Source organism: Mesorhizobium sp. M0047 (assembly GCF_040323315.1).
Taxonomy (GTDB): Bacteria; Pseudomonadota; Alphaproteobacteria; order Rhizobiales; family Rhizobiaceae; genus Mesorhizobium.
Genome location: NZ_JAMYUW010000049.1, coordinates 19,915 through 45,034 on the forward strand (window position 1 = coordinate 19,915; position 25,120 = coordinate 45,034).

The 25,120-nt window shown below is 62.3% G+C and carries 19 protein-coding genes and 1 pseudogene; 11 read left to right on the top strand and 9 right to left on the bottom strand.

Annotated elements, in window-relative coordinates:
* Positions 1–2 precede the first annotated feature (2 nt).
* The 5 genes from NKJ89_RS30865 to NKJ89_RS30885 all read left to right on the top strand — a co-directional run bounded on the left by NKJ89_RS30865 (position 3) and on the right by NKJ89_RS30885 (position 6,862).
* Entirely contained in the window at positions 3–1,334 is a 1,332-nt protein-coding gene (locus NKJ89_RS30865; protein ID WP_023761503.1) for a UDP-glucose dehydrogenase family protein, read from the top strand.
* 31 nt (positions 1,335–1,365) lie between these two features.
* Positions 1,366–2,445: a glycosyltransferase gene (locus NKJ89_RS30870; protein WP_352608172.1), complete on the top strand. Its 1,080-nt coding sequence runs from the start codon at positions 1,366–1,368 to the stop codon at positions 2,443–2,445.
* A gap of 239 nt (positions 2,446–2,684) precedes the next feature.
* Positions 2,685–3,935, top strand: coding sequence for a glycosyltransferase (locus tag NKJ89_RS30875; protein WP_352608174.1), 1,251 nt, complete (start codon positions 2,685–2,687; stop codon positions 3,933–3,935).
* Between the two features lie 294 nt (positions 3,936–4,229).
* Positions 4,230–5,399, top strand: coding sequence for a glycosyltransferase (locus NKJ89_RS30880; protein WP_352608176.1), 1,170 nt, complete (start codon positions 4,230–4,232; stop codon positions 5,397–5,399).
* Positions 5,396–6,862, top strand: a complete 1,467-nt coding sequence (locus tag NKJ89_RS30885; protein WP_352608178.1) for a lipopolysaccharide biosynthesis protein — start codon at positions 5,396–5,398, stop codon at positions 6,860–6,862. Before NKJ89_RS30880 ends, NKJ89_RS30885 begins: the two co-directional genes overlap by 4 nt.
* Before the next feature lie 225 nt (positions 6,863–7,087).
* Here the strand turns inward: NKJ89_RS30885 and NKJ89_RS30890 are convergent.
* Positions 7,088–8,137: pseudogene (locus NKJ89_RS30890) on the bottom strand (polysaccharide pyruvyl transferase family protein); the annotation flags it as partial.
* A gap of 292 nt (positions 8,138–8,429) precedes the next feature.
* On the opposite strand from NKJ89_RS30890, the gene NKJ89_RS30895 reads away from it, so the two are divergent.
* The 6 genes from NKJ89_RS30895 (at position 8,430) to NKJ89_RS30920 (ending at position 16,124) form a co-directional block, all read left to right on the top strand.
* A complete protein-coding gene (locus NKJ89_RS30895) occupies positions 8,430–9,602 on the top strand; it encodes a glycosyltransferase (RefSeq protein WP_023761509.1) in 1,173 nt (390 codons plus the stop codon).
* Positions 9,603–9,642: 40 nt separating this feature from the next.
* A complete protein-coding gene (locus tag NKJ89_RS30900) occupies positions 9,643–10,638 on the top strand; it encodes a glycosyltransferase family 2 protein (RefSeq protein ID WP_352608180.1) in 996 nt (331 codons plus the stop codon).
* Complete coding sequence (locus NKJ89_RS30905; protein WP_352608182.1) at positions 10,638–11,588, top strand: glycosyltransferase family 2 protein; 951 nt, start codon at positions 10,638–10,640, stop codon at positions 11,586–11,588. The genes NKJ89_RS30900 and NKJ89_RS30905 overlap by 1 nt, the downstream gene beginning before the upstream one ends.
* A complete protein-coding gene (locus NKJ89_RS30910; protein WP_352608184.1) occupies positions 11,578–12,528 on the top strand; it encodes a glycosyltransferase family 2 protein in 951 nt (316 codons plus the stop codon). Before NKJ89_RS30905 ends, NKJ89_RS30910 begins: the two co-directional genes overlap by 11 nt.
* Before the next feature lie 73 nt (positions 12,529–12,601).
* Entirely contained in the window at positions 12,602–13,498 is an 897-nt protein-coding gene (locus tag NKJ89_RS30915) for a UTP--glucose-1-phosphate uridylyltransferase (protein WP_352608186.1), read from the top strand.
* Between the two features lie 238 nt (positions 13,499–13,736).
* A complete protein-coding gene (locus NKJ89_RS30920; protein ID WP_352608188.1) occupies positions 13,737–16,124 on the top strand; it encodes a polysaccharide biosynthesis tyrosine autokinase in 2,388 nt (795 codons plus the stop codon).
* Positions 16,125–16,313: 189 nt separating this feature from the next.
* Here NKJ89_RS30920 and NKJ89_RS30925 read toward each other — a convergent pair whose 3' ends face one another.
* The 8 genes from NKJ89_RS30925 to NKJ89_RS30960 all read right to left on the bottom strand — a co-directional run bounded on the left by NKJ89_RS30925 (position 16,314) and on the right by NKJ89_RS30960 (position 25,057).
* Positions 16,314–18,221: a propionyl-CoA synthetase gene (locus NKJ89_RS30925; protein ID WP_352608190.1), complete on the bottom strand. Its 1,908-nt coding sequence runs from the start codon at positions 18,219–18,221 to the stop codon at positions 16,314–16,316.
* A gap of 721 nt (positions 18,222–18,942) precedes the next feature.
* Complete coding sequence (dhaK, locus tag NKJ89_RS30930) at positions 18,943–19,929, bottom strand: dihydroxyacetone kinase subunit DhaK (protein ID WP_352608192.1); 987 nt, start codon at positions 19,927–19,929, stop codon at positions 18,943–18,945.
* A 95-nt stretch (positions 19,930–20,024) separates the two neighbouring features.
* A complete protein-coding gene (locus NKJ89_RS30935) occupies positions 20,025–20,447 on the bottom strand; it encodes a hypothetical protein (RefSeq protein WP_352608194.1) in 423 nt (140 codons plus the stop codon).
* A gap of 11 nt (positions 20,448–20,458) precedes the next feature.
* Positions 20,459–22,045, bottom strand: coding sequence for a phosphoenolpyruvate--protein phosphotransferase (gene ptsP, locus NKJ89_RS30940; RefSeq protein ID WP_352608196.1), 1,587 nt, complete (start codon positions 22,043–22,045; stop codon positions 20,459–20,461).
* Positions 22,029–22,331, bottom strand: a complete 303-nt coding sequence (locus NKJ89_RS30945) for an HPr family phosphocarrier protein (RefSeq protein WP_352608198.1) — start codon at positions 22,329–22,331, stop codon at positions 22,029–22,031. The genes ptsP and NKJ89_RS30945 overlap by 17 nt, the downstream gene beginning before the upstream one ends.
* Positions 22,332–22,352: 21 nt before the next feature.
* Positions 22,353–22,742 carry a dihydroxyacetone kinase phosphoryl donor subunit DhaM gene (gene dhaM, locus NKJ89_RS30950; RefSeq protein ID WP_352608200.1) on the bottom strand — a complete coding sequence of 130 codons (390 nt, stop codon included), beginning with the start codon at positions 22,740–22,742 and terminating at the stop codon, positions 22,353–22,355.
* Positions 22,739–23,341, bottom strand: a complete 603-nt coding sequence (gene dhaL / locus NKJ89_RS30955; protein WP_352608202.1) for a dihydroxyacetone kinase subunit DhaL — start codon at positions 23,339–23,341, stop codon at positions 22,739–22,741. Before dhaL ends, dhaM begins: the two co-directional genes overlap by 4 nt.
* A 72-nt stretch (positions 23,342–23,413) precedes the next feature.
* Positions 23,414–25,057 (bottom strand): dihydroxyacetone kinase subunit DhaK, encoded by a 1,644-nt coding sequence (locus NKJ89_RS30960; RefSeq protein ID WP_352608204.1) that lies wholly within the window; start codon positions 25,055–25,057, stop codon positions 23,414–23,416.
* Positions 25,058–25,120: the final 63 nt, after the last annotated feature.

Here is a 25,120-nt window from a genome sequence, read left to right on the forward strand (position 1 = left end):
GAATGAATTTGACGGTGTTTGGAATTGGCTATGTTGGCCTCGTACAGGCGGCGGTGCTTGCCGAAGTCGGGCACCAGGTGGTGTGCGTCGACATAGACGCCGCCAAGGTCGAGCGGCTCAATCAGGGCCTGGTTCCCATCTTCGAACCTGGACTGGAAAGCCTGGTCAGGGAGAACCACGCCGCCGGCCGAATCAAGTTCACCACCGATGCCGCCGCTGCCGTCAGGCATGGCGAGATTCAGATGATCGCGGTCGGCACGCCGCCCGGCGAGGACGGCTCGGCCGACCTCAAATATGTGCTGGCCGTCGCCGAGACCATCGGCCGCGAGATGGACAAATCCAAGATCGTCGTCGGCAAGTCGACGGTGCCGGTCGGCACCTGCGAAAAGGTCAAGGCCAGGATCGCCGAAACGCTGAAGAAACGAGGCCGCGAGGATCTAACCTTCGACGTCGCGTCCAACCCGGAATTCCTCAAGGAAGGGTCTGCGGTCGCCGACTGCATGAAGCCGGACCGGATCATCGTCGGCACCGGCAGCGAGGACACCGAGGCGGTGATGCGCGAACTCTACGCGCCGTTCAACCGCAACCACGAGAAGATGATCGTGATGGACGTGCGCAGCGCCGAATTCACCAAATATGCCGCCAATTGCATGCTGGCGACCAAGATCAGCTTCATGAACGAGATGGCCAATTTGGCCGAGCAGCTCGGCGCCGACATCGAGGAGGTCCGCAAGGGCATCGGCAGCGATCCGCGCATCGGCTACCATTTTATCTATCCGGGTCTTGGTTATGGCGGCTCCTGCTTCCCAAAGGACGTGCGCGCGCTGATCAAGACCGCCGAAGGCGTCCAGTTCGATGCCAAGCTGCTGCGCGCGGTCGAGGAGCGCAACAACGCACAGAAATCGGTTCTCTTCGACAAGGTGGACCGCTATTTCAAGGGCAACCTCAAGGGCAGGACCTTTGCGCTGTGGGGTCTCGCCTTCAAGCCCGACACCGACGATATGCGCGAGGCTCCGGCGCGCACGCTGATGGAAGCGCTGTGGAAGGCCGGCGCCAATGTGCAAGCCTATGATCCCGAGGCGATGCAGGAATGCCAGGCCATCTACGGGCTGCGCGACGACCTGCTTCTGTGCGGCACCAAGGAGGCGGCACTGCGCGGCGCCGATGCGCTGCTGATCGCCACCGAATGGAAGAGTTTCCGCGCGCCGTCCTTCGACGCGCTGCGAGATGCACTGACTACACCGATCATCTTCGACGGCCGCAACCTCTATGACCCCAAGGTCATCGCCCGCCATGGCATCGAATATCACTCGATCGGCAGAATGGCGGCGTGACGGGAGGGCGGCACAACAAGGAGCCAGGTCCATGAAAGTTCTGTTTGCAGGCGGCAGCGGCTACACGCCGCAATTCAGCGGCGGCGTGCAGTCGAGCACCCACCACCTGGTCGAACAATTGCGCGAGAACGGTCATGATGCTTCCGTTCTGGCGGCGCTGTTCGGCGATGGCATGTTCGGCTTCAGGGCGCGCGCCAAGATGAAGCTCCTTCGTCAGCGCGCTGTCATCGACACTTTCCCGGGCTATCCGGTGGTGCGGGCATGGTTTCCCTGGGAAGCGGTCGGCTTTGCGGTCGAAAAGCTGAGGCCGGATGTTGCCGTGGTGCAATGTCACAACTCGGTTCCGATCGGCAGGGCACTGCAGGCCGAAGGCGTGCCCGTCGTCGTCTATCTGAGGAATGTCGAATTCCGCGAACTGGCCGGCGACCTGCGCGACCTGCATTCGGCGCTCTATATCGCCAATTCCGAGTTCACGGCGCGCACCTACAAGGCAAAATTCGATATCGATTCGACGGTCATTCCGCCGACCATCAATCCCGCGTTCTACTGCACACCGACGACAGGTGAATTTGTCACGCTCATCAATCCCTATGAGGAAAAAGGCTTCGACCTTGCAGTCCGCATTGCCGCCGCCTGTCCTGAGATCCCATTCCTGTTCGTCGAAAGCTGGAAGCTCGATGACGATCATCGGGCCCGGATCGAAACGACGATCTCTCCATTGCAAAACGTCAAGCTGGAAGGCCGCACCAGTGACATGAAGACGGTCTACGGCCGCACGAAGATACTGCTTGCGCCCAGCAAATGGGAAGAGGCCTGGGGCAGGGTAGCCTCGGAAGCGCATTGCAGCGGCATTCCCGTGGTCGGCTCACGTCGCGGCGGTCTGCCGGAAGCGATCGGCTCCGGCGGCGTGGTGCTGGACTACGACGCACCGCTTGCCGACTGGGTCTCGGCCGTCAGACGGCTGTGGAGCGACGGGGCCGAGTACAAGCGTCTATCGGCGGCAGCGACTCAGTTTTCAGAGCGACCGCAAATGAACCCGGACCGTCAGTTCGCTACGTTCATGGACGTTCTCGACAGCGCTCGGCGTGTCGGCCTGGAGCGGGCTGCCTAAGACGCGGTGCGTTGGAATCGACTTACCTGGCGCCTACGCTGCCAGGCGCCTGCAATCGCATAAACGCCCCTGAGCCAGTTCCAGGCCCAGCAATCCGCCGGGCAGTTCGATTCAAATGCTGCAGCGCAATATTCCTGTGGCAATGCAGCAATCAACGTGTATTCTGTCCGCATACATTAGGGCTGGCGCAACGCGGACCGCTTGGGGTCTAGGGCAAGCCCCAACCTTGCAGGCGGGCTATGCGTGTGGGCTTTGTCGTCGGCGGATTCCCTCTGCTTTCAGAAACCTTCGTCGTGGACCAGATGGCTGGGCTACTGGCGCGGGGCTTCGATGTTGAGGTCGTCTGCGATAGGACGAAAGGCGACGATCGGATAGACCGGCAAATGGAGCCGATGGCGACGCTGCTCGCCAGAACCCAACATTGGTGGAGATGGGCCGCTGGAATCAGCGAATTTGTACGCCGGCTGCCGCCGCGCCTGCGATACAAGGCTTCGACCGCTCTTGATATGGTTTTTGCACGCCGCCTGAACCACTGTGACGTGATTGTCGCTCACTTCGGACAGAACGGGGAAAGAGCGGCGGCGCTGAAGAAATGGAAGGTCCTCAAACCGCCTATCATAACCATCTTTCACGGCGCGGATGTCGCGATCCCCGCGCGGCAGGCAGTGCTTGCGACGCAATACGCTGGGCTAATCAAGCATGGCAGCTTGAACCTGCCGGTCAACGATTTCTTCCGCAGGATGTTGCTGGAAGCCGGTGCGTCTCAGGCAAGCACAACGGTCCATCACATGGGAATCGATCCCCGCGAAATAAGCTATCGCTGGGAATCGTGGGAAGGCACCCAGCTGATCGTGACGACGGTTTGTCGCCTGGTGGAGAAGAAAGGCGTCGAGTTCGCCTTGCGCGCCCTTGCCTCTCTGGCAGCGTCCCATCCTGAGATAGACTGGCGCTACGATATTGTCGGCGACGGTCCATTGCGGGTTGGTTTGGAGAAGCTGGCTGTGGAATTGGGCTTGGCGGGTCGCGTAACATTCCTTGGCAGCCTCCCCCACATGGAGGTGAAAAGACGGCTTCGCATGGCACATCTCTTCTTGCTTCCAAGCGTCACCGCCAGCGACGGGGACATGGAAGGCATTCCGGTCGCGCTCATGGAGGCCATGGCCGCCGGATTGATTGCGGTCAGCACGCATCACTCGGGAATCCCCGAGCTCATCGAGGATCAGGAGACAGGGTTGCTTGCACCCGAGCGAGACGTTTCAGTGCTTGCCACCAAGCTTGCCTGGGCAGCCGAACATCCGCAGGAATGCGAACGCATCGCAGTTGCCGCGCGCCGCAAGGTCGAGGACGACTTCAACGCCGATGTTCTGAATGAACGTTTTGCACAAATGGTTGCTCAACTGGCCACGTCGGCCTCTGCACCTGAACCCGGCAAGCATGCCGGCGCTGCCGAGGTCCTGGCGAGTCCTTCATCTGCGGGCCTTGGTGGCTGATCGGCAGACACGCCAAATTGCCGGAAATCTTGCTCCGCCGCACCAAAAATGTTGCAGTGCAGCAAAGCCTGTACTAATGTCCATCCCGGGTGGCCAACAGCGGTAGAATTCTATGCTGCATGTCTCGTGCCTTGGGCACGATGTTTTCGGCCCGGCCGTCGTCGGGCGCGCACCGGCTCCCAGTGCGGTTGACCTGCAGCCACCTTGCGAGGTTTCCGTGTCCCCTGCCGGTCCCCATGCGGGGCGGTTCACAACGGGCTGCTTGATCGGTATTCGCATGAATGCATCCTGCCGATGAAGATTTGCTTCGTAGTCGACAAGTTCCCCTCATTGTCGGAGACGTTCGTTCTCGACCAGATAGCCGGGTGCCTTGAGCGCGGCATGGAAGTCGGAGTCGTCTGCAATGAGATGTCCTTTGGCAAGGACGCCAATATCGACGATTCGCGCTGGCACGCGCTGCCGGGAAAGGTCGTATGCTGGTGGGGTCGCCTAGCTCGCTATCGCCCGCTACTCAGGAAGTGGTCTGGCAGGTTCTGGGATAAACTCTCGACCGCCATCGACATTGTTCATGCGCATAGGTTGCAGAATGCCGACGTGATCGTCGCCCATTTTGGCAACAACGGCATGCGCGTGGCCCGCGCTATTAAACGAGGCAGGATTTCCGCTCCCCTTATGACGATATTTCATGGCCGCGATGTCGGGGAGCCGCTGCATGACGATACGCTCGCGCGCTACAAGATTGTGTTCGAAAAGGGCGCTCTTCAACTGCCGGTGAATGCGTTTTTCCGCGATGCCTTGATCGACGTTGGTGCATCGCCGACGCAGGTTATGGTTCACCATATGGGCGTGCGGCCGAGCGAGATCGGCTATCGGTGGCGTTCATGGGAGCAAGCCACGCTATCTTTCATCTCGGTCTGCCGCCTGACTGAAAAAAAGGGCATCGAATATTCGCTTCGCGCGCTCGCCAGCCTGCCGCGGCGCAATTGGGTCTATTCTGTGATCGGAGGCGGAGAACTTCTGGAGGAGCTGAAGGGGATCGCCGCAAATCTCGGCATCGCCGACAGGGTGACTTTTCTTGGCCCGCGTCCGCACAGCGAAGTGAAGCAGCGTCTGCGCGATGCCCATGTGTTTCTGCTGCCTAGCGTCACTGCGCGCGATGGCGATCTGGAAGGTATCCCGGTTTCACTGATGGAGGCGATGGCCGCCGGCCTGACGGTGGTCAGCACATATCACTCGGGGATTCCCGAACTGATCGAGGATCAAAAGACAGGTTTTCTGGCTCCCGAGCGAGACGTCGCGGCGCTAACTTGCAAACTTGCCTGGATCGCCGAGAATCCGAAGCCCTGCGAGCAAATTGCCCTCGCCGCGCGCAAGAAGATCGAGGCGGACTTCAACGCAGATGTGCTGAACGAACGTTTCGCACAGATCGCCGAGCAGCTTGGCGAAACGAGGGTCGGTTCATGAATGTCAATCCGCCGCCCCCTCATTTTGGTCGTGTCGCCCTTCGTGGCGGGTTGGTAACGATCGGTGCGCAGGGCTTCAAGATGGCGATCCAGTTTCTCTCCGTCATCGTGCTCGCCCGTCTGCTCGTTCCCGAGGATTTCGGCCTGGTGGCTTCCGTCGGGCCGATCGTGGCCTTTGTTGGATTGCTTCAAAACCTGGGCCTCCAGCAGGCTGTGGTTCAGCGCAAGGACATCAGCGACCAGCAGCTCAACCAGGTTTTCTGGATCAGTGCGCTCGTCGGGCTGGGCAGTACCGTGGTAGTGGCCGGCATGGCGCCTGCGATTGCCGCTTTCTACGGCGATCAGCGCATGTCCGGCATTACCCTTGGCTCCGCCTTGCCGCTGCTCCTCGGCAGTCTTGCCGCGGTGCCGCTGGCATTGATGAATCGCCACCTGCAATTCGGCCAGCTCGCCGTGAATGATGTGATAAGTGCCGCCGCCGGACTTCTGGCCGCTGCGGTCGCAGCCTATGCGGGGCTTGGCTACTGGTCGCTGGTCATCGGCCCGGCTGTTTCAGCGGTTGTCGCATTGGCGGCCGCGTGGCGGGTGGCGCGGTGGAAGCCACTTCGCCCGGATTTGAAAGTCGATGCCGACATATTGTCGTTCGGCGCCAATCTGACGGGCTTCAATCTTGCCAACTTCTTCTCGCGCAATCTCGATAACATTCTCATCGGAAAATATTCCGGCGCGATCGAGCTCGGCTATTACGACCGCGCCTATAAGCTCCTGCTGTTCCCGCTGCAGAACATCAACCAGCCGCTGACGCGCGTGATGGTGCCTCTGCTAAGCCGCATCCATGAGGACAAGGCTCGATTTCGCGACATCTACGTGCGGACCAACTGGATGCTGGCTGCCGTTACCATGCCCGGCATCGCGGCGCTGACGATGACCTCCGATCAGGTCGTGGCGCTTCTCTTCGGCCAGGGTTGGGCGCCGGTGGCGCCGATTTTCGCCTGGCTGGGCATCGCTAGCCTGGTCCAGTCCGTTTCAAGCACCACAGGCTGGATATTCATCTGTCAGGGCAAGACGAAGACCATGTTCCACTGGGGCATCTATTCGTCACTGACGACCGTAGCCGCCTTCATCGTCGGCCTGCACTGGGGTGCCGTCGGCGTTGCCGCGGCCTATGCCATCAGCGGTTACGTGCTGCGCGTTCCCGTGCTTGCCGTGCTGGTCCATCGAGTCGGTCCCGTCACAGCCGCCGACTTTCTGGTCATGCAGGGGCTTTTCATTACCTCGTCCCTGCTCGCCTGGCAGGCGTACTCGTGGTTGCCGGCGTCGCTGACCGGACAGTCAGACCTGCTCGCGGTCTTTCTCGCGATTGCTCTCAATTACGGGATCGGTCTCATTCTCATGCTTGCGGTCGCCCAGTCGCGCCGCGCGGTGTTCACCACCCTGTCCAACGCCGCGCGCAACATCCGCTGAGTGACCGTCGATCAACGGTGCCAGCAGGCTTGTGGCCGACATCGCCGAGGCATGCTCCTCAAGCACGGCCTGAAGGCTGGTCTGGCGATAGAGGTTGAGGTTTGCTGCAAATCTGCCGAGCTTTTCACTCGCTTCCTCTGACGTCACTGTGTCGATGTCGAGCAGCACGTCGGCGACACCGATCCGTTTGGCCACTTCCTTGGTCTTGAACTCATAGGCGATTGGCAGCACCGGCGTGCCGACACAAAGCGACATGATCATCATGTGCATACGCGTGGCGACCACGAAGTCGAAGCCTTTCACCAGTGCCATCAACTGTTCCGGCGTGTGGAACGCAGCGTCTACGGTCACATGTTTGGCGATCTCCGGATCGAGTTCGTCGACGATCGCCCGCGCGGTCTTGGAATCGTCATGCGCGTATTCCGGCACCCCCTGACACGTGGAGACGAACGTCACCTCCTTGCCGTGGTCCCTGACGAGAATCGACGCGATCTCGCGGATCGAATCGAGATAGCGGCGCATGCCGCCTTCGCCATCGCTGACGTAATTCCAGTGGCGGACGGAAATGGCGACACGGCCCGTCGGCGCCGGCGGCTGACCGGAGGCTAGAATTTTCTCGATCCTGTCGGTATCGGCAAGGGCGAAGACGGCATCGGCCACCACGTGGCATTTGCCGAAATCCTTCACCAGATCCTGGATATGGTTTCTGGACCGTTCGTCACGCAGCAGGATGAGCGGGCTGCGGTCGAAGATCGGGCTCAGTTCCTGGCGGTTGTAACTTTTATTGAACGGGCCGAGGGATTGCGTGAAGAAGACCGGATCCTTGCCGAGCACGGCATCAAGCCGGAACTGATTGAGACGTCTTTCGAGATTGTAGTTCTCGACGAGATAGGTCCCGCCTGTCGTGACCACGAGATCGGCGCCAGTGTAGATATCGAGGCTGCGACGGTCACTCCGGCTGAAGAAAGCGCCAATCGCGCTGCTCCCGAACCACCGCAGGGCCTGAAGGACAATTTTGTTGTAGATCGGCTTGATCCAGTTCTTCAGTCCATCGCCATTCTTATACCGGAAAAGGGACTCCGACAGCAGCTTGTGAAATTCAAGGTCCGGATAATCCCTTTGCGGGTAAAGCCTCGCCGCGACCTCGGGCTGGCTGTCGAAGATGAAGAATTGCAGGTCGCTCCCGGCGACTGCCTTTAGGATGTGCCGGATCGCTAGCAAAATCGCTGCATCCCCGGTGTTCAGGCAGACTGTGTTTTCGACCACGATCTTCATGGAATTACCTCATATCGTCAGCAGATTCCGCGGCCAGGCCAGCGGTGCTTAAGACGGGGGTGACCGAAAAATGCTGCACGCCAGGACGATCCCGATGCGCTCCGCGTCACGATTTAGGGCGCCGCACCAGGTGACCAACCGCACGGTCCGAGTGGCGCTAAAAGCTAGCCCGAGATTAACGCCTCAATTTTGCAGTGCAACAGAAAAGGTGGATCGTTGCACCAAAAATGTTGCGATGCAGCAAGACCTGTACTAGGATTCCTATGGGTGGGCCAACAGCGGTCGAGTTTTCATGCTGCATGTCTTGTACCTTGTGCACGACGTTTCCGACCCGGCAGTGCGCCGAAGGATTACGATGCTCAGGGCAGGTGGGGCCCAGGTCACCTTGGCCGGCTTCCGTCGCACCACGACTCCGATAGCGGATGTCGAGGGATTGCGGCCGATCGACCTTGGCGCGACGCGTGACGGGCGATTCGGCCAGCGCCTCGCGGCGGTCGCCAAGGCGACGTTATCGATGGGCTCGAAGCTTGCCGGAGTGCCGAGGCCCGATCTCATCATCGCGCGCAACCTGGAAATGCTGGCGCTCGCCCGCCGCGCGAGGTCAGCCTTAGGTGCGTCGGTTCCGATCGTATACGAGTGCCTCGATATTCATCGCCTGGTGCTGCGCAACGATGTCCTGGGCAAGGCGCTGCGCGCCACCGAACGCTTTTTGGCCAGGGACGTGAAGCTGCTGGTTACCAGTTCGCCGGCCTTCATAGCCAATTACTTCAAGCCGTTCGGCCAGGTCGCGGCACCCATCGAGCTGGTCGAAAACAAGTATTTCGAGGTCGCGGCGGTCTTGCCTGGCGATGCTGAAGCGGTTGAGAGCCCGCCCGGCCCGCCGTGGCGGATCGGCTGGTTCGGCGCCCTGCGCTGCCGCCGTTCGCTCGAGTTGCTGGCCGATTTCTCCCGCCGAATGGAGGGACGCTTCGAGGTCGTGCTGCGCGGCCGCCCGGCTTTGTCCGAATTCCCGGATTTCCATGGCTTCGTCGAAGCCGAGCCGTGGCTGTCGTTTCGCGGGCCCTACCGCAACCCGGAGGACATGGCGGCGATCTACAAGGAAGTCCATTTTTCCTGGGCAATCGATTTCTTCGAAGCCGGGCAGAACTCCGAATGGCTTCTGCCAAACCGGCTCTATGAGGGCTGCCGTTTCGGCGCGGTGCCGATCTCGATGGGCAACACCGAGACCGGGCGGTTCCTAAAACAGCAGGATATCGGTGTGTTGTTGCCGCAGGCGTCGCCCGAAGCGCTCGAAGCCGAACTCGGCAAGATGGAGGAGCATCGCTTTGCCAGGCTGAAAGGGCGTGTTCTTGCCCGCAACCCAAGGACCTGGAGCTACGATCGCAGCGATTGCCGGGCGCTCGTCGAGCGGCTGCGCAGCCTGACCGCCATGCCCGGCTCCTTTGCGGCCGAGGCATTGGCATAGGATGGGCAGAGATGGACAGTGGCAGGATGGACAGAGGTTGATGACGCAGACTGAAAAGCCTTCATCCAGCCTGATCGTTATCCCGTGTCTGAACGAAGCCGCCCATATCGGCGCGCTGCTCGATCAATTGCGACCCGCGGCAGCCAGGCTTGACGCCCGGATCATTGTCGCTGACGGCGGCAGCACCGACGGCACGCTGGCCATCGTCAAGGATATCGTTGCGAAGGACCAGCGCGTTGTCCTGCTTAACAATAAGCGACGCATCCAGAGCGCGGCGATCAATCTCGCCGTCGGCACGTTCGGCGAGGGCGCCGACTATCTGATCCGCATCGATGCGCATGGCGGCTATCCCGACGACTATTGCGACCGGCTGGTCGAGGAGGCATTGGCCACCGGGGCGGATTCGGTTGTCGTTTCGATGCTGACCAGCGGCAGCGGCACCGTGCAGAAGGCCGCCGCCGCGGCACAGAATTCCAAGCTCGGCACCGGCGGCTCGAAGCATCGGCATCTTTCGGGGGGAGAGTGGATCGACCACGGCCATCACGCACTGATGCGGATATCGGCCTTCGAGGCAGTCGGCGGTTATGACGAGACGTTCAGTCACAATGAGGACGCCGAGCTCGATTACCGGCTGAGACAAGCCGGCTACAAGATCTGGATGAGCGGCAAGACGCAGATGGTCTACTATCCACGCGCCTCGCTCAGCGGCCTCTATTTCCAGTATCTCGGCTATGGCCGCGGCCGCGCCAAGAACGTCCTCAAGCATCGCGTCATCCCAAAGGTCCGGCAGATGGTGCCGCTGTTGGTGTTTCCGGTCGTGCTGTTGGCCGCCTTCTCCTTTGTGTATTGGCTGGCGGCAGTGCCGCTGCTGGTCTGGGCTTCGGTATGCCTCTTCTATGGCCTGTCGACGGCCATCCGCCAGCGCAATGCCGATATCGCGCTTGCCGGCGTTTCGGCGATGGTCATGCATCTTGGCTGGTCGGTCGGCTTCTGGCTGCAGCTTCTCGGCCTCGGGTCGCGACGCGAGGCGGCGTGATGGCGGCGCAGGGCAAGAAGCGCAGCATTGACGTCGGCGTCTGCACGTTCCGCCGGCCGGAACTGGCCGACACGCTACGCTCGCTCGACGCCATGGACATGCCTGAAGGGTTCGATGTCAGCATCGTCGTCGCCGACAATGACGACGCCCCGACCGCCCGCGACCTGGTGACGGCGCTGTCGCGGGAATTGACGGTGCCGATCCGCTATCAGCATGCTCCGGCGCGTAACATTTCGATCGCCCGCAACGCCTGCCTCGACGCCAGCACTGCGGATTTCGTCGCCTTCATCGATGACGACGAGACGGCCACGCCCGCATGGCTCGTCGAACTGGTCGCCATGGCTGAAGCAAGCGATGCCGCCGCTGTGCTCGGCCCGGTCAGGGCGCACTATCGCCCGGATGCGCCGGACTGGATGCGGCGCGGCGATTTCCATTCGACCTTGCCCGTCTGGGTGCGCGGCGAGATCCAGACCGGCTACACCTGCAACGTCCTGCTCCGGATGGGATCTGGGAGCCTGCGCGGCCGCCGCTTCAGCCTGGCGCGCGGCCAGACCGGCGGCGAGGACACCGAGTTCTTCGACCAGATGCACAAGTCCGGAGGCCGCATCGCTTTTGCGCCGGAAGCCTGGGTCGACGAGGTGGTGCCGCGCACAAGGGCGGCATTCGACTGGCTCGGCCGCCGCCGCTTCCGCGTCGGGCAGACGCATGGCCATCTTCTGGGGCGCAACGCGCGCGGCATCGGCCTGGTCAAGCAGGTCGGCCTGGCGTCGGCGAAGGCCATCTATTGCTTCGCCTCGGCACTTCCGGTCCTCATCAGTCCGGTTCGAAGGAACCGAAGCGTGCTGCGCGGCATTATGCATGTCGGCGTCGTCAGTGGGCTGGTCGGCATTCGCGAAATCCGGCTCTACGGTCAGCCTTCGCCACAGGAGGGAGGCAAGCGTGCAGCCTGATGTGAGCTTCGTGATTGCCGCCTTCAACGCCGAGGCGACCCTCGACCGGGCGATCGCCGGCGCCATCGCCCAGAACAACGTCAGCGTCGAAATCATCGTTGTCGACGACAAGTCGAGCGACGCGACGCTCGATGTGGCGCGGGCCTATCCGCAGGATATCGTCCGCGTCGTCGCTCTGGCCAGCAATCGCGGCCCTGGCGGGGCCAGGAATGCTGGCCTCGACGCCGCCCGAGGCAGGTGGATCGCGGTTCTCGATTCCGACGACGCCGTCTTTCCCAATCGGCTCGCCGCCATGATCGCGCGTGCCGAGAGTGCAGGCGCCCAGATCGCCGTCGACAACCTCCAGGTCATTCGCGAGGACGGTATCATCGAGGCCGCGATGTTCCCGCGGCACTATCTGGAAGGCTTGCGGGAAATTTCGCTGGCCACTTACATCGCCGGCAACATCCTCTTCGAATCTAAGTTCAATCTCGGCTATCTCAAGCCGATCTTCCAGCGCGAGTTCCTGAACGAGAACGGGCTTCGCTACGATGAAAAACTGATCATCGGGGAAGACTACATCCTCCTGGCCAACGCCTTGGCCATGGGCGGCAAATGCGTCGTCGAACCTGATATCGGCTATGCCTATCATATCCGCAGCGGCTCCATCTCCCGTGTGCTCGAGCTTCACCATATCGAAGCCATGCACAGGGCAGATGCGGTGTTCGCTCAAACCCATCAGATGGATGACGCCGCGCGGGCCGCGTTCGCCCGGCGCGGCCGCAGCCTGCGCACGGCCGCCTCATTCCTGTCGATGGTTCAGCACATCAAGGCGCGGTCGCCATTCAAGGCGATCCTGACAGCACTCGGCGACCCGGCGGCGGTCAGGCATATGGGCATGCCGATCGCCGTGCGGTTGCGAAGAATGGCGGCGCAGTTTGCCGTTGGGGTGGGCAGGTGAAGATGCAGGCACATGGAGAGTTTTTCGTGGCCTGTGAATGGACTGAAGTCGATCTCCTCAGAAGGAATTTGCGATGAAGAAAATCAGGAAGGCCGTCATACCGGTGGCGGGGCTTGGAACACGGTTCCTGCCGGCGACCAAATCGATGCCGAAGGAAATGCTTCCTGTCGTTGATAGACCAGTCGTGCAATATGCGGTGGACGAGGCCTTCGAGGCCGGCATCGAGCACATCGTGTTCGTGACCGGTCGCAACAAGGCGGTAATCGAGGACTATTTCGACCTCCATCCGGAACTGATCGGAACCCTGGAACAGACCGGCAAGAAGACGCAGTTGCAGTCGCTGGAAAGCCTCTTGCCGGTGGCCGGCGCCACCAGCTTCATCCGCCAGCAATCGCCGCAAGGGCTCGGCCATGCCGTCTGGTGCGCGCGCGAAGTCATCGGCAACGAGCCCTTCGCCTTGCTGCTGCCGGACATGGTCTCCTTTGGCGGGCGCGGATGCCTCGCCGAAACCGTCGACCTATATGAACGCACCGGCGGCAATGTCATCGCCGTCGAGCGTTGCGAACCGACCGAGACCAACAAATACGGCATCGTTGGCCGCGGCGCCGAGATCGGCAGTGGCTTCGAGGTGACGGCGATGGTCGAAAAGCCGGCGCCGGCCAACGCGCCGTCGAATTTCTACATCAACGGCCGCTACGTCCTGCAGCCCGAGATCTTCGCGCTTCTGGGCAATCAGCAGCGCGGCGCCGGCAACGAGATCCAGCTGACGGACGCCATGGTGCGTCTATCAAAGGATCAGCCGTTCTTCGCCCAGCCTTTCAAGGGTCGCATGTTCGACTGCGGTTCCAAGGAAGGGTTCATCCAGGCCAACATCGCCTTCGCGCTCGCGCGCGACGACATGAAGGGCCCGGTTTTCGAGATGCTTCAGGAGTTCGTCCGGTCGCATGAACGTCAGGAAGAAGCCGCATAATGCCCATGTTTTGGGAGCATTTTCAGATGGTGGATGGCGCGGGGCTATAGGCCCCGCGCTGTCTGGCACGAAGTTTGCGTCGCTTTTGCGCAAACACTCCCGATCCTGGCGGCGCCTGCAAGCCAAAGCATGATCCCGGAAAGTGGGTCCCGGTTTCCGGAAAAGATCATGTTCAAATAGTGAGATAGAGCCCATTGCGATCAATCGGAATGGGACCGGCTCTAGAATTGGACCGAAGATGAACTATGCCAACTTTCCTCTCGACAAGAGGATGCCATTGCCGAATTCCGACGCAGGAGACGGCGAAGACTTCATCGATATCGAGCGGCTGCTTGGCATGGCTGCGCGGCAGGCCAAGGTGGTTGCCGTGTGCGCTGTCATTGGCCTTTTCCTGGGCGTGCTCTATTTGCAGACGACGCCGCCCAAATATCAGTCGTACGCGAGCGTGCTGATCGACGAGGGCTTGAACAAGATTGTCGACGACATTTCGGCCGCGTCGACAACCATGCAGACCGATTCCGCCATCCTGAGCCAGATCGAAATCCTGACCTCGACGCGGCTTGCTTCGGTCGTCGTCGACAAGCTGAAGCTCGACCAGAATGATGCGTTCATGAATCCGCCCGTATCGGCTCTGGCGACGGGCGTCGGTTTCGTCCGAAGCGTGATCCAGTATGTCCGCCCCAGCCCTTCCATGCCGGGTGTTGGCGACATCAGCAAGCTCGACCCCGCCGCCCGCGACGCGCTGATGGCGACGTCGCGTCGCGACTACGCAATCCTCAAGCTGCAAAGCGAGGTGCAGGCGGAGCGCGTCGGGCGAAGCTTCGTGATCACGCTAGGTTATCAGGCGACGGATCCGACCCTCGCAAACGCGGTCACCAAAGCCTATGCCGATGCCTATCTCGCCGATCAGCTCGATGCCAGCTTCGACGCCACCGAGCGGGCGGCGGTCTGGCTGCAGGGTCGGCTGACGGAACTGCGCCAGAGTTCCCAGGCAGCCTCGCTCGCCGTTGAGAAATTCAGGGCCGAACACGGGCTCGCCGCCAACAGCGATGGCCAGCTGATGAGCGACAAGCAGCTCTCCGATCTCAATGCGCAGCTCATCGTGGCGCAGGCCGACACCGCGCGCGCCAGCGCCCGCTACCAGCAGTACAAGGCGATTGTCGACAGCGGTTCCGACAACGCCTTCAAGGATGCCGCCATATCGAGCGACCAGCCGAGCAGTTCGGTCATCGCGGCGCTCAAGACCCGCTACCTGGCGGTGTCCAAGCGGCTGCAGGACGTCGAGGCGAATTTCGGTCCCGAGCATCCACAGGCGGTTGCACTCGCCAAAGAGAAGGCCGACATCTCGACCCAGATTTTCGGCGAACTGAAGCAGCTGACCGAAAGCTATCGCAACGAATATGAGGTGGCGCAGACCCGCGAGACCGCGCTCAGGGCCAACGTAGCGGCCGCACAAGGCAAGAGCTCCGTCGACAACCAGACGCAAGTCAAGCTGCGTGAACTCGATCAGCAGGCGACGGCGCTCACCACGCTCTATCAGACATTCCTCGGCCGTTATGAGGAAGCCGCGCAGCAGCAATCCTTCCCGGTCGGCAAGATCCGCATCATCTCGGACGCTTCGATGCCGCTTAGCGCGTCAAGCCCGCGCACAATTGTCGTGCTTGGCCTTTCGCTGGTTCTTGGCATGCTGATGGGCGCCGGCTTCGGAGGCCTGAACGAGTTCAACGAACGGTTCTTCAGGACCGGCGAGGATGTACGCGACCGCGTCGGTCTGAAATTCCTCGGCTATCTGCCGATGATCGGCGGCAAACTCGGCAAGGAGGAAAAGCCGGGCGAGACCCAGGTGGATGCCAAGACCGCCAAATCGCTGTCGGCTGCGGAAAAACGGGCGCGCATGCGGGTCAGCATCGATTCGCCTGCCTCGATGTTCTCCGAGACGCTGCGCAGCGCCAAGATCGCCTTCGACGTCGTATTGGAAGGGCAAGGCAGCCGCGTCATCGGCATCATCTCGGTGCTCCCCGGCGAGGGCAAGTCGACGGTCGCGGCCAATCTCGCCGGCCTGCTTGCCACCAACGGTGCCAAGACCTTGCTGATCGACGGTGACATGCGCAATCCCGGCCTCAGCCGGGGCCTTGGCATGGAAGCCGAGCAGGGCTTGATGGAGGCGGTGGTCAACGGCCTGACCTGGCAGTCCGTCGGCAAGATCGACAGGCAGACAAAGCTGGCGATCATCCCGGCAGCGCTGCGCGGCAACTTCTCACATACGAGCGAACTTCTCTCTTCGGCGGGCATGCGGCGTTTTGTCGAGAACGCCAAGGAGACATTCGAATACATAGTCGTCGATCTGCCGCCGCTCGGACCCGTGGTCGATGCCAAGGCCTTCGCGCCGCTGGTCGACGGTTTTGTGCTCGTCACCGAATGGGGGAGCACGCCGCGCGCAATGGTCAGGTCGATGCTGGAATCCGAACCCTACGTCGCCAACAAGATCGTCGGCGCGGTGCTGAACAAGGTCGACCTGAAGAAGCTGGCCAAATACGGGTCGTTCGGCGGATCGGAGAAATTCTTCGACAAATACTCGACCTACTATCTGGAAAAGTCGGAGGTGCGCGGCAAGGCACCGGTCTGATTTGACCGCTGCCCGGGCAATGCCGGCCGCGTTCCGTTCATCGTGACGCTCCGGCGCGGACGATCGCCACCCAAGCATGGCCGCGCCGACAACGTAGTGGATCGTGTAGTAGAGTGCATTCTCCGTGCACAATAAAAGACTGCCCGCCGATCCTAAAAGCCGCACCGACAAGTAAACCGCTTCAGCGGCTCAAAGGCCGATCCCGCGCGCCTTCAGGGCGGCGGAGATCTCGTCGAGAATGACCGGATCGTCGATGGTGGCCGGCATCGCCCATTCTTCCTTGTCGGCGATCTTTTGCATGGTGCCGCGCAGGATCTTGCCCGAGCGTGTCTTGGGCAGGCGCTTGATCGTCACCACCGTCTTGAAGGCGGCGACCGGACCGATGCGTTCGCGCACCAGGCCGACCACCTCACCTTCGATCAGGCCGATATCGCGTGTCACGCCCGCGTTCAGCACCACGAAGCCGAGCGGAACCTGCCCCTTCATCGCATCGGCAATGCCGATGACCGCGCATTCGGCGACATCGGGATGGGCCGAAAGCACCTCCTCCATGGCGCCGGTCGACAGCCGGTGGCCGGCGACATTGATGATGTCGTCGGTGCGGGCCATGACGTAGAGATAGCCGTCCTCGTCGACCATGCCGGCATCCGCGGTCTTGTAGAAGCCGGGAAACTCGTCGAGATAGGCTTGGCGGAAGCGTTGATCGGCGTTCCACAGCGTCGGCAGGCAGCCGGCTGGCAGCGGCAGCTTGACCACCACATTGCCCAGCGTGCCGCGCGGCACCTCGTGGCCCGCATCGTCGAGCACGCGAATGTCGTAGCCGGGCATAGGCACGCCGGGCGAGCCGTATTTCACCGCCAGCAGGCCGAGGCCGGCGGGATTGATCGTCATCGGCGAGCCGGTTTCGGTCTGCCACCAATGGTCGATCACCGGCACGTTCAGCTTCTGCTCCGCCCATTTGATGGTTTCCGGGTCGGCGCGCTCGCCGGCAAGGAACAGCGTGCGGAATTTCGACAAATCGTATTTCGCGATGAACTCGCCCTTCGGATCCTGCCCCTTGATGGCGCGGAATGCGGTCGGCGCAGTGAAAAGTGCTACGACGCCATATTCCGATATCACCCGCCAGTAGGTGCCGGCATCGGGCGTACCGACAGGCTTGCCCTCAAACAGGATGCTGGTACAGCCATGCAGCAGCGGCCCGTAGACGATATAGGAATGCCCGACCACCCAGCCGACATCGGATGCTGCCCAGAACACCTCGCCCGGCTTGACGCCGAACTCGTTTTCCATCGTCCATTTCAGCGCGACCATGTGACCGCCATTGTCGCGCACGATGCCCTTGGGCTGGCCGGTCGTGCCTGATGTGTAGATGATGTAGAGCGGGTCGGTGGCAAACACCGGCACGCAGTCGACATTGGCGCCGGCTGCCCGTTCGCGGGCGACGGCATCGGCGTAGTCGATGTCGAAATGCTCCTTGAGTTCGCAGCGCAGCTGGTCGCGCTGCAGGATCAGGCAGGCGTCCGGCTTATGGCGGGAGATCTCTATCGCCTTGTCGAGCAGCGGCTTGTAGGCGACGACGCGACCCGGCTCCAGGCCGCAGGAAGCGGAAATGATCAGCTTCGGTCTGGCATCGTCGATGCGGGTGGCAAGCTCATGCGAGGCAAAGCCGCCGAACACCACGGAATGCACCGCGCCGATGCGGGCACAGGCAAGCATGGCGATGGCCGCCTCCGCCACCATCGGCATGTAGATGATGACGCGGTCGCCCTTGCCGATGCCGCGGTTCTTCAGCACCGAGGTGAGTGCGACCACCTCGCGCTTGAGTTCAGCATAGGTGAACTTCTTGACCGTACCGGTGATGGCGCTGTCATGGATCAGCGCGATCTGGTCGGCGCGTCCGCCCGCCACATGGCGGTCGATGGCGTTGTAGCAGGTGTTGCAGGTGGCGCCGGTAAACCAGCGGCCATAGACGCCGGCAGCGGCATCGAACACCTTGTCGTAGGGCGAATACCAGTCGATGGCGCGGGCCGCATCCGCCCAGAATTGTTCCGGGTCGCGTTTCCAGCCCTCATAGACCTCGTGATAGCGTGAAGTCATCCGGCTCCTCCCCAGGAATGATTTTCAACCCTCCAGATAGCGCGCTCTACCCTTGGCCGCAAATGCGCGCTGTTGTGCTGATGACATTTGAGCTGGGGGAGGCGCTATCAACGGCCGCGACCGCCGCCTCATTGCCGTGACCGGTCAGCCGCGCCAACACGCATCGAGCGCCCAGGCAGGCGGAATCCGCTTGGTGAAAGCCAGTTTCTCTAGATCGGCAGGGCCACAAGCATAAGGCCAATGCCGCCAGCGATCAAAATAACCGTCGCCAGCGCTTTTCTGTGACGTTCGAAGCTCGACGGAGCCCGCTCCCAATTGTAACGCATTACGCTATCTCCCCACGACCCAGGCAGGTTTTACCTTACTCTACGGAAGAAAAGCAACGGCCGAGCCGGTCAGTTCGGTTGCTTGTCGCCTCGCCTTGACGACTATTTCTGGACGTTTCCTGTCGGGAACGGTCAGCGGAGGCGATTTCGCGACCGGGAGGATTTGTCAAAAGGCAAACCGCAGGTGCCGCCCGCCGGCGGGAGCTCGAGGTCGACAAGGGGACGCTCGATCAGTTGGTCACGGATCTGATCTCGACGGCTGGCGCTTCTGGATCGGCGTAGGGCAGCAGCAGCTTTTTCTTCGGGTGGCATGAGAGATGGCAGCATCAACCCGGACAATGTTGCGGCTAAAGAATTGTCCGGGATAGTTGCAGAAAAGCGGGGTGTAAGCAGCTCTACATGCCCCAGCGCAGCGCCGCCGTGTGCACTGGCGCGTCCCAGAATGCGGTCGTCTCATCGTCGAGCATGGTGAGTGTGATCGAGCAGCCGGCCATGTCGAGCGAGGTGACGTAGGAGCCGACCAGCGAACGGGTCACCGTCACGCCATGCGTCTCAAAGATCGCCCGCGCGCTGTTGTACATCAGATAGAGTTCCATCAGCGGCGTGCCGCCGAAGCCATTGACGAACAGCAGCGCCGGGCCTTTCGCCCTGTCGCCGAGATCGCCCAGGATCGCGGCACAAATCTCCTGCGCGATAGCATCGGCGCTTTTCAACGTGTCGCGCCGGCGGCCGGGTTCGCCATGGATGCCGACGCCGAATTCCATTTCGCCGTCGCCGATGTCGAAAGTTGGCTTGCCCGCTGCCGGGACCGTGCAACTGGTCAGTGCCACGCCCATCGAGCGGGTTGCAGCGTTGACGCGGTCGCCCAGCGCCTTCAGTGGCGCCAGCGCCAGGCCATGTTCGGCCGCCGCTCCAACGATTTTTTCCACCACCAATGTACCGGCGACGCCGCGCCGGCCCGTCGTATAAGAAGAATTCTCGACGGCGACATCGTCATTGGTCACGATCTGCTGGGCGCCTTCCGACATCTCGGCCGCCATGTCGAAATTCATCACGTCGCCCTCATAGTTCTTGACGATGAACAGGCAGCCGGCGCCGGTGTCGACGGCTTCCGCCGCTGCCAGCATCTGGTCCGGTGTCGGCGAGGTGAACACCTGGCCGGGGCAGGCGGCGTCCAGCATGCCGTGACCGACAAAGCCGCCATGCAGCGGCTCGTGGCCGGAGCCGCCGCCGGAGATCAGCGCCACCTTGCCCGGCCGCAAGGTCTTGCGGCGGACAAATTTGTGCTCGTCGCCAAGCATGAGAATGTCGGCATGAGCTGCCGCGAAACCGTCGAGGCTCTCGGTCAGCACCGTGTCCACCGAATTCATGAATTTCTTCACGGCCGTCTCCTCCCGAAATGGGCCTGACATCAAAGCAATTCCAGGCAAAGTGTGTAACGGTTTTCCGTCCGGAATTGCGTACAAACTCCAAAGGGTCAGCCACCCTTGCCGGTGATGCTGGTGATCTTCTGGATGAAATCGTTCACAGCCCTGTCGAGCGCGGCGTTCTGCTTGTCGTCGCCGAAATCCGGCACGACGAGCGAAACATGGCGCGTCTTGCGCATGCCTGCCGCGATCGACATTTTCCCCGGATGCGCCTGGTGATAGGCCGCGAGAAACTGATCGCGCTCTGCCGGGCTGAAATGGCACACCGAAAATATAGCCGGCAAATGTTTGGACGGAATCGGGATCGAATACGCCGGACTGGAAATCTGCGTGACGAAGCTGCGGTGTTTGCCGAGCGCATCTGCAAGGCGCTGGCGCATGCCGGACGGGCGCTGGTCGATGACGTGCGACAGGATCGTCTTGTAGGCGCGGATTGCCTCTTCGGAGCCAGGTTCGGGTTTCTTGTCGATCATGCCAGCCGCGCCTAAATCGAAATGTCGGCGATGGCCGCCTTGGCCATGGCAAGTTGCGCCGGAGCGACGGAAAGGTCGCGCAGGCCGGCCTCGAGCAGTGACGGGATTGAGGCGGGGTCCGCGCCGGCATCGCCGCACAGGCTGACCGGGATATTTTCACGCGAGCCAAACGCGGTCACGGCAGCGATCAGCCGCAGCACGGCAGGATGACGAACCGAATTCAGATGTGCCACCGCGGCATTGTCGCGGGCGGCCGCCATGACATATTGGGTGAGATCGTTTGAGCCGATAGAAAAGAAGTCGACCTCGGCAAGCGCTTCCGGCGCGATCGCCACCGAAGGCACTTCGACCATGATGCCGAGTGGCGGCATCTTTTGGGCGATGCCGCGCGCGGCAAGCGCGGCCTGTTCCTCAGCGAATATCGCCGCTGCCTGCCTGTATTCCTCAATAACGGCGATCATCGGGAACATCACCTTCAGACTGCCGTACACGGCTGCGCGCAACAGCGCACGGATCTGTACACGAAAAACCTCCGGTCTTGCCAGCGACAGCCTGATGCCGCGCAGGCCAAGAAACGGGTTGCTCTCCTCGACGGTGAAGCCGGGCACCGGCTTGTCGCCGCCGGCATCGACGGTACGGATCGTCACCGGCTTGTCGCCGGCCCACTCCAGCACCTTGCGGTAGGCGCGATATTGCGTCTCCTCATCCGGAAGCGTCCTGCCGAAGAGGAATTCGGTGCGCATCAGCCCGACACCGTCGCAGGTAGCGATGTCGACGGCGTCGACTTCGGACGGGTCGGCGATGTTGACCTGCACGCGAACGGACGTGCCGGTTCTGGTCACCGCCGGCCGCGCCAGGAAAGTCCCAGCCCGGTCGCGGCGCGCCGAGAACGATGACGACGATTGGCGAAAGGCGGCGATATCGGCCTTGGAGGGTGACAGCACGATGCCGCCATGTTCGGCGTCGAGCAGGGCGATGCCCGCAGGGTGAGCCGGCGAAGCGCCCAGCCCGACGACCATGGGAACGCCGCGCGAGCGCGCCAGCATGGCGACGTGGCTGGCGGTGCTGCCTGCCTCCAGCGCGATCCCGCCGCCGCCGCTCCAGTCGGTTTCGAGAAAGCGCGTCGGTGCGATGTCCTCCCCATAGAGAATGGCGCCGGCCGGTGCCTGGATGTCGCTGTCCTTGGTCAGTGCCCGCAGCACCTGGTCCCTGATGTCGCGTATGTCGGCGGCACGTGCGCGGAAATAGTCCTGGTCCGAGGCATCGTAGCCGGCGATCTCGGCGTCGAGCGCCTGTCGCCACGCCACATCGGCGGGTTGACCAGCCCCTATCGCGGCAAAGGCCGGGCGGCTCAGTGCATCGTCCTCCAGCATGGCGATTTGAAATTCAAGAATGTCGGCAGCGTCGTCGTCGGCGGTTTGGATCAAAGCGGCGAGACGAGCCGCCGCACTGCCGATTGCGGTCTCAAGCGCGGCTTTCTCATCGTCGGCTGTTTCCTTGCCGACATAGGATGCGGCAATCCGGTCGAAATCGAACAGCGGCCCCTCGGCATAGCCGGCCGAGGCCGAAATGCCTTGCAGCCTAAGCGGTTCGGACATGGTCCGTGCCTTCATCGAAATCGCGGCGCACCAGCTCGACCAGCGCGTCAACGGCATCATTGGCGCCGTCGCCGCTGGCCCTGATATGCAGCACGGTGCCCTTCGGCGCCTTGGCCGCCATCACCTTGACGATGCTCTTGGCGTCGAACCATGGTCCGTTGGCGGCCAGCGCAATTTCCACCTCGGCGGCAAAAGTCTTGGCCAGCTTGGTGAACTTCACCGAAGGACGCGCGTGCAGGCCCACCTCGTGGGTGATCACAACGGTCGCTTCGGCGGATGCGGACATGTCTTCAAGCTTCCCGTTCGCTCACGACGGCGACAATTCATGCGCCGTCGCCACCACTTCCTTCAGCGAGGCGCCGCCGGACGCCTCGGTCGCCGCCATCACCGCGCCTTCGACGATCGGCGCGTTGCACACGATGATCTTTTGCGACCGGGGCTCGCCGATCAAATCCACCGCCATTTCACTGTTGGTCTCGGCGCCGCCGAGATCGACCAGGATGGCGACACCGGCCTCCGACCAGGCCCTGTCGATGGCGGCCATGATGGCCTCGACATTGGTGCCGAGTCCGCCATGGCCGTTTCCGCCGCACCACGCAAGCGGCACTTCGTCGCCCACCATCTGCCGCACCATGTCGGCCGTGCCCTCGGCGACCAGCGGCGAATGCGAAACGATGACGATGCCGACATTGCTCATGGCTGACGTTCCAGCATCTCGACGATCGTGCGTACCAGAAGCGCGGTCGAACGTGCGCCGGCATCCATGTGGCCGATCGAGCGGTCGCCGAGGAACGAGGCGCGGCCACGCAGGGCCTTCATCGGCACGGTCGCCTTAGCCGCAGCGTCGGCGACATCGGCGATTTCCGATCCAGTCTTGCCCACGACCAACGCATCATGCGCCGGCTGTAGGACGTCGAGCATGGTTTTTTGTCCAACCTGTGACTTGCCGCGCGCGGCCACCGCTTCGATCGCCTTGCCGAAGGCCGCGGTCAGATTGGTGCGATCGGGCTCCGCCGAAATTTCCTTGCCGAGCGCCATGAACAAAGTTCCGAACAGCGGGCCGGAAGCGCCGCCGACCGTCATCACCAGCTTGGTGCCGATCGCCTTCAGCGCCTCGGGCAATGGCTTGGCAGCAAACATCTCGGCCTCGGCCCGCACCGCCTCGAAGCCGCGCTTCATGTTCAACCCGTGGTCGCCGTCGCCGATCGCCTGGTCGAGCGCCGTCAACTCTTCGGCGTGCGCGGCAATCGTGTCCGCGGCAGCCGTAATCAGCCCGGCAAGGTTCAGCGCCGCCATATCACCCGCATTCCTGGTTTCCACCCTTCCGGCAGTATCGAAAGAACGCTCATTCGACAACTGGAGCATGCATCAGGCCGCTTCGTGCAGCGCGGCGGCGGCCGCGAAGACCTCGGCCACCGCATGCGCGCCCGGGTCCACAACACCTTGCAGCTTGCTGCCGACATAGGCGGATCGTCCGGCCTTCGCCTTCTCCATGGAGGAGGTAGCCTCTGCGCCGCGTCGGGCGGCTGTTGCCGCATCTTCCAGGCCATTGGCGTCGAGCGCTTTCAGGGCCGGTTCCAAGGCATCGACCATGGTCCGGTCCCCGATCCTTGCACCGCCATAGAAGGTCATCCGCTCCAGGCCGGCCAGCAGCGCCTCGGCCAGTTTGGCCCCGCTGTCCAAACCCTGAGCCGCCGCCGTGAAAAAGATCGACAGCAGCACGCCGCTGGACCCGCCCATGGACGCGCTCAGAATGTCACCTATCGCACCAAGGGTCGCGGAAGATTCGGCAAGCGGCAGCGTGTCGAGCCGTTCCAGCACGCTGCGTGCGCCGGTCGCTGCCGTCGAGCCGGTGTCGCCGTCACCCGCCTTGGCATCCAGCGCGTTCAAGGTGCCTTCGAGCGCGATCAGTCTTTCGCAGACCGTGACGATCAGGCGCCTGGTGCGTGCATCCTGGCTGGGCTTGCGCGCCGCGCTTTGCCCGGCCGCTTTCGACAACGGCAAGACGGCAGGCGGCACAACAGGCTTTGCCGGCATCCAGGCATGCGGGCCGACTGCCGCCAGCAAGGCTGTTTCTCGTGCCGCGTCGAGCCGGATCAGCGACAGCGAGAAACCGTTCATGTTGAGCGCCGTCATCAGCGGGCCTGGGCCGATGGTCAGCTTGATCGCTTTGGCCAGAGGCGAAGCCAGCACCGCGTTGGCGATAACAGACATTTCGAGCGGTGGCACAGAGCCGAGATTGTTGATCAGCAGGGCGTAGCCGGCCGCAGGATCGAGCCGTGCCGACAGGCGCTCGGCCATGACCGCAACCAGCCTGTCGGCGCTCTGCACCGCAATGCGCTCGACGCCCGGCTCGCCATGAATGCCGAGGCCGAGCTCGCCGTCATTTTCACCGAACCGGTCTTCATGCGGCTGGCCGGGGATCGAGCAGGACGACAGCGACATGCCGAACGAAACGATATCCTTCGCCGCCGCGCGCGCGGCTGCAGCAACGGACGCCAGGTCATGGCCGGTTTCCGAAAGATGGCCAGCGATCTTATGCACGAACAAGGTGCCGGCAACGCCGCGTGGCTGGGTGATGTCAGGCAAAGCGATGTCGTCGGCGACGATCACCATTTCGACGCGAAACCCTTCGGCGCGCGCCTTCTCGGCCGCGAGGCCGAAATTGAGGCGGTCACCTGTGTAGTTCTTGACGATGAGCAGGCAGCCGGGCGGACCGGTCACCGCGCGAATGGCCGCCAGCACCGCTTCGACGCTTGGCGAGGCAAAGATCTCGCCCGAGACCGCCGCCGTCAGCATGCCATTGCCGACGAAGCCGGCATGCGATGGTTCGTGCCCGGCGCCACCGCCGGAGACGATGCTGACCTTCGTCTTGTCCCAACCGGCGCGCAGGATGACCTTGATTTCGGGATAGCCATCGAGACGGGCGAGATCGCCCGCGCCAATAGTTCGCAACAGGCCCTCCAGCGCCTCGGTGACGATCGTTTCCCTGCGATTGAAAAAGTGCTTCATCGAATTCGTCCCGTACTCGCAAAGTCGAAAACCGGTGCTGAACCCTTGGCTAGCAAACACCGA

Excerpts from the sequence above, each read along its gene's own strand:
- NKJ89_RS30865 (WP_023761503.1), top strand. The coding sequence starts at position 3 with ATGAATTTGACGGTGTTTGGAATTGGCTATGTTGGCCTCGTACAGGCG.
- NKJ89_RS30870 (WP_352608172.1), top strand. The coding sequence starts at position 1,366 with ATGAAAGTTCTGTTTGCAGGCGGCAGCGGCTACACGCCGCAATTCAGC.
- NKJ89_RS30875 (WP_352608174.1), top strand. The coding sequence starts at position 2,685 with ATGCGTGTGGGCTTTGTCGTCGGCGGATTCCCTCTGCTTTCAGAAACC.
- NKJ89_RS30880 (WP_352608176.1), top strand. The coding sequence starts at position 4,230 with ATGAAGATTTGCTTCGTAGTCGACAAGTTCCCCTCATTGTCGGAGACG.
- NKJ89_RS30885 (WP_352608178.1), top strand. The coding sequence starts at position 5,396 with ATGAATGTCAATCCGCCGCCCCCTCATTTTGGTCGTGTCGCCCTTCGT.
- NKJ89_RS30895 (WP_023761509.1), top strand. The coding sequence starts at position 8,430 with ATGCTGCATGTCTTGTACCTTGTGCACGACGTTTCCGACCCGGCAGTG.
- NKJ89_RS30900 (WP_352608180.1), top strand. The coding sequence starts at position 9,643 with ATGACGCAGACTGAAAAGCCTTCATCCAGCCTGATCGTTATCCCGTGT.
- NKJ89_RS30905 (WP_352608182.1), top strand. The coding sequence starts at position 10,638 with ATGGCGGCGCAGGGCAAGAAGCGCAGCATTGACGTCGGCGTCTGCACG.
- NKJ89_RS30915 (WP_352608186.1), top strand. The coding sequence starts at position 12,602 with ATGAAGAAAATCAGGAAGGCCGTCATACCGGTGGCGGGGCTTGGAACA.
- NKJ89_RS30920 (WP_352608188.1), top strand. The coding sequence starts at position 13,737 with ATGAACTATGCCAACTTTCCTCTCGACAAGAGGATGCCATTGCCGAAT.
- NKJ89_RS30925 (WP_352608190.1), bottom strand. The coding sequence starts at position 18,221 with ATGACTTCACGCTATCACGAGGTCTATGAGGGCTGGAAACGCGACCCG.
- NKJ89_RS30935 (WP_352608194.1), bottom strand. The coding sequence starts at position 20,447 with ATGATCGACAAGAAACCCGAACCTGGCTCCGAAGAGGCAATCCGCGCC.
- ptsP (WP_352608196.1), bottom strand. The coding sequence starts at position 22,045 with ATGTCCGAACCGCTTAGGCTGCAAGGCATTTCGGCCTCGGCCGGCTAT.
- NKJ89_RS30945 (WP_352608198.1), bottom strand. The coding sequence starts at position 22,331 with ATGTCCGCATCCGCCGAAGCGACCGTTGTGATCACCCACGAGGTGGGC.
- dhaM (WP_352608200.1), bottom strand. The coding sequence starts at position 22,742 with ATGAGCAATGTCGGCATCGTCATCGTTTCGCATTCGCCGCTGGTCGCC.
- dhaL (WP_352608202.1), bottom strand. The coding sequence starts at position 23,341 with ATGGCGGCGCTGAACCTTGCCGGGCTGATTACGGCTGCCGCGGACACG.
- NKJ89_RS30960 (WP_352608204.1), bottom strand. The coding sequence starts at position 25,057 with ATGAAGCACTTTTTCAATCGCAGGGAAACGATCGTCACCGAGGCGCTG.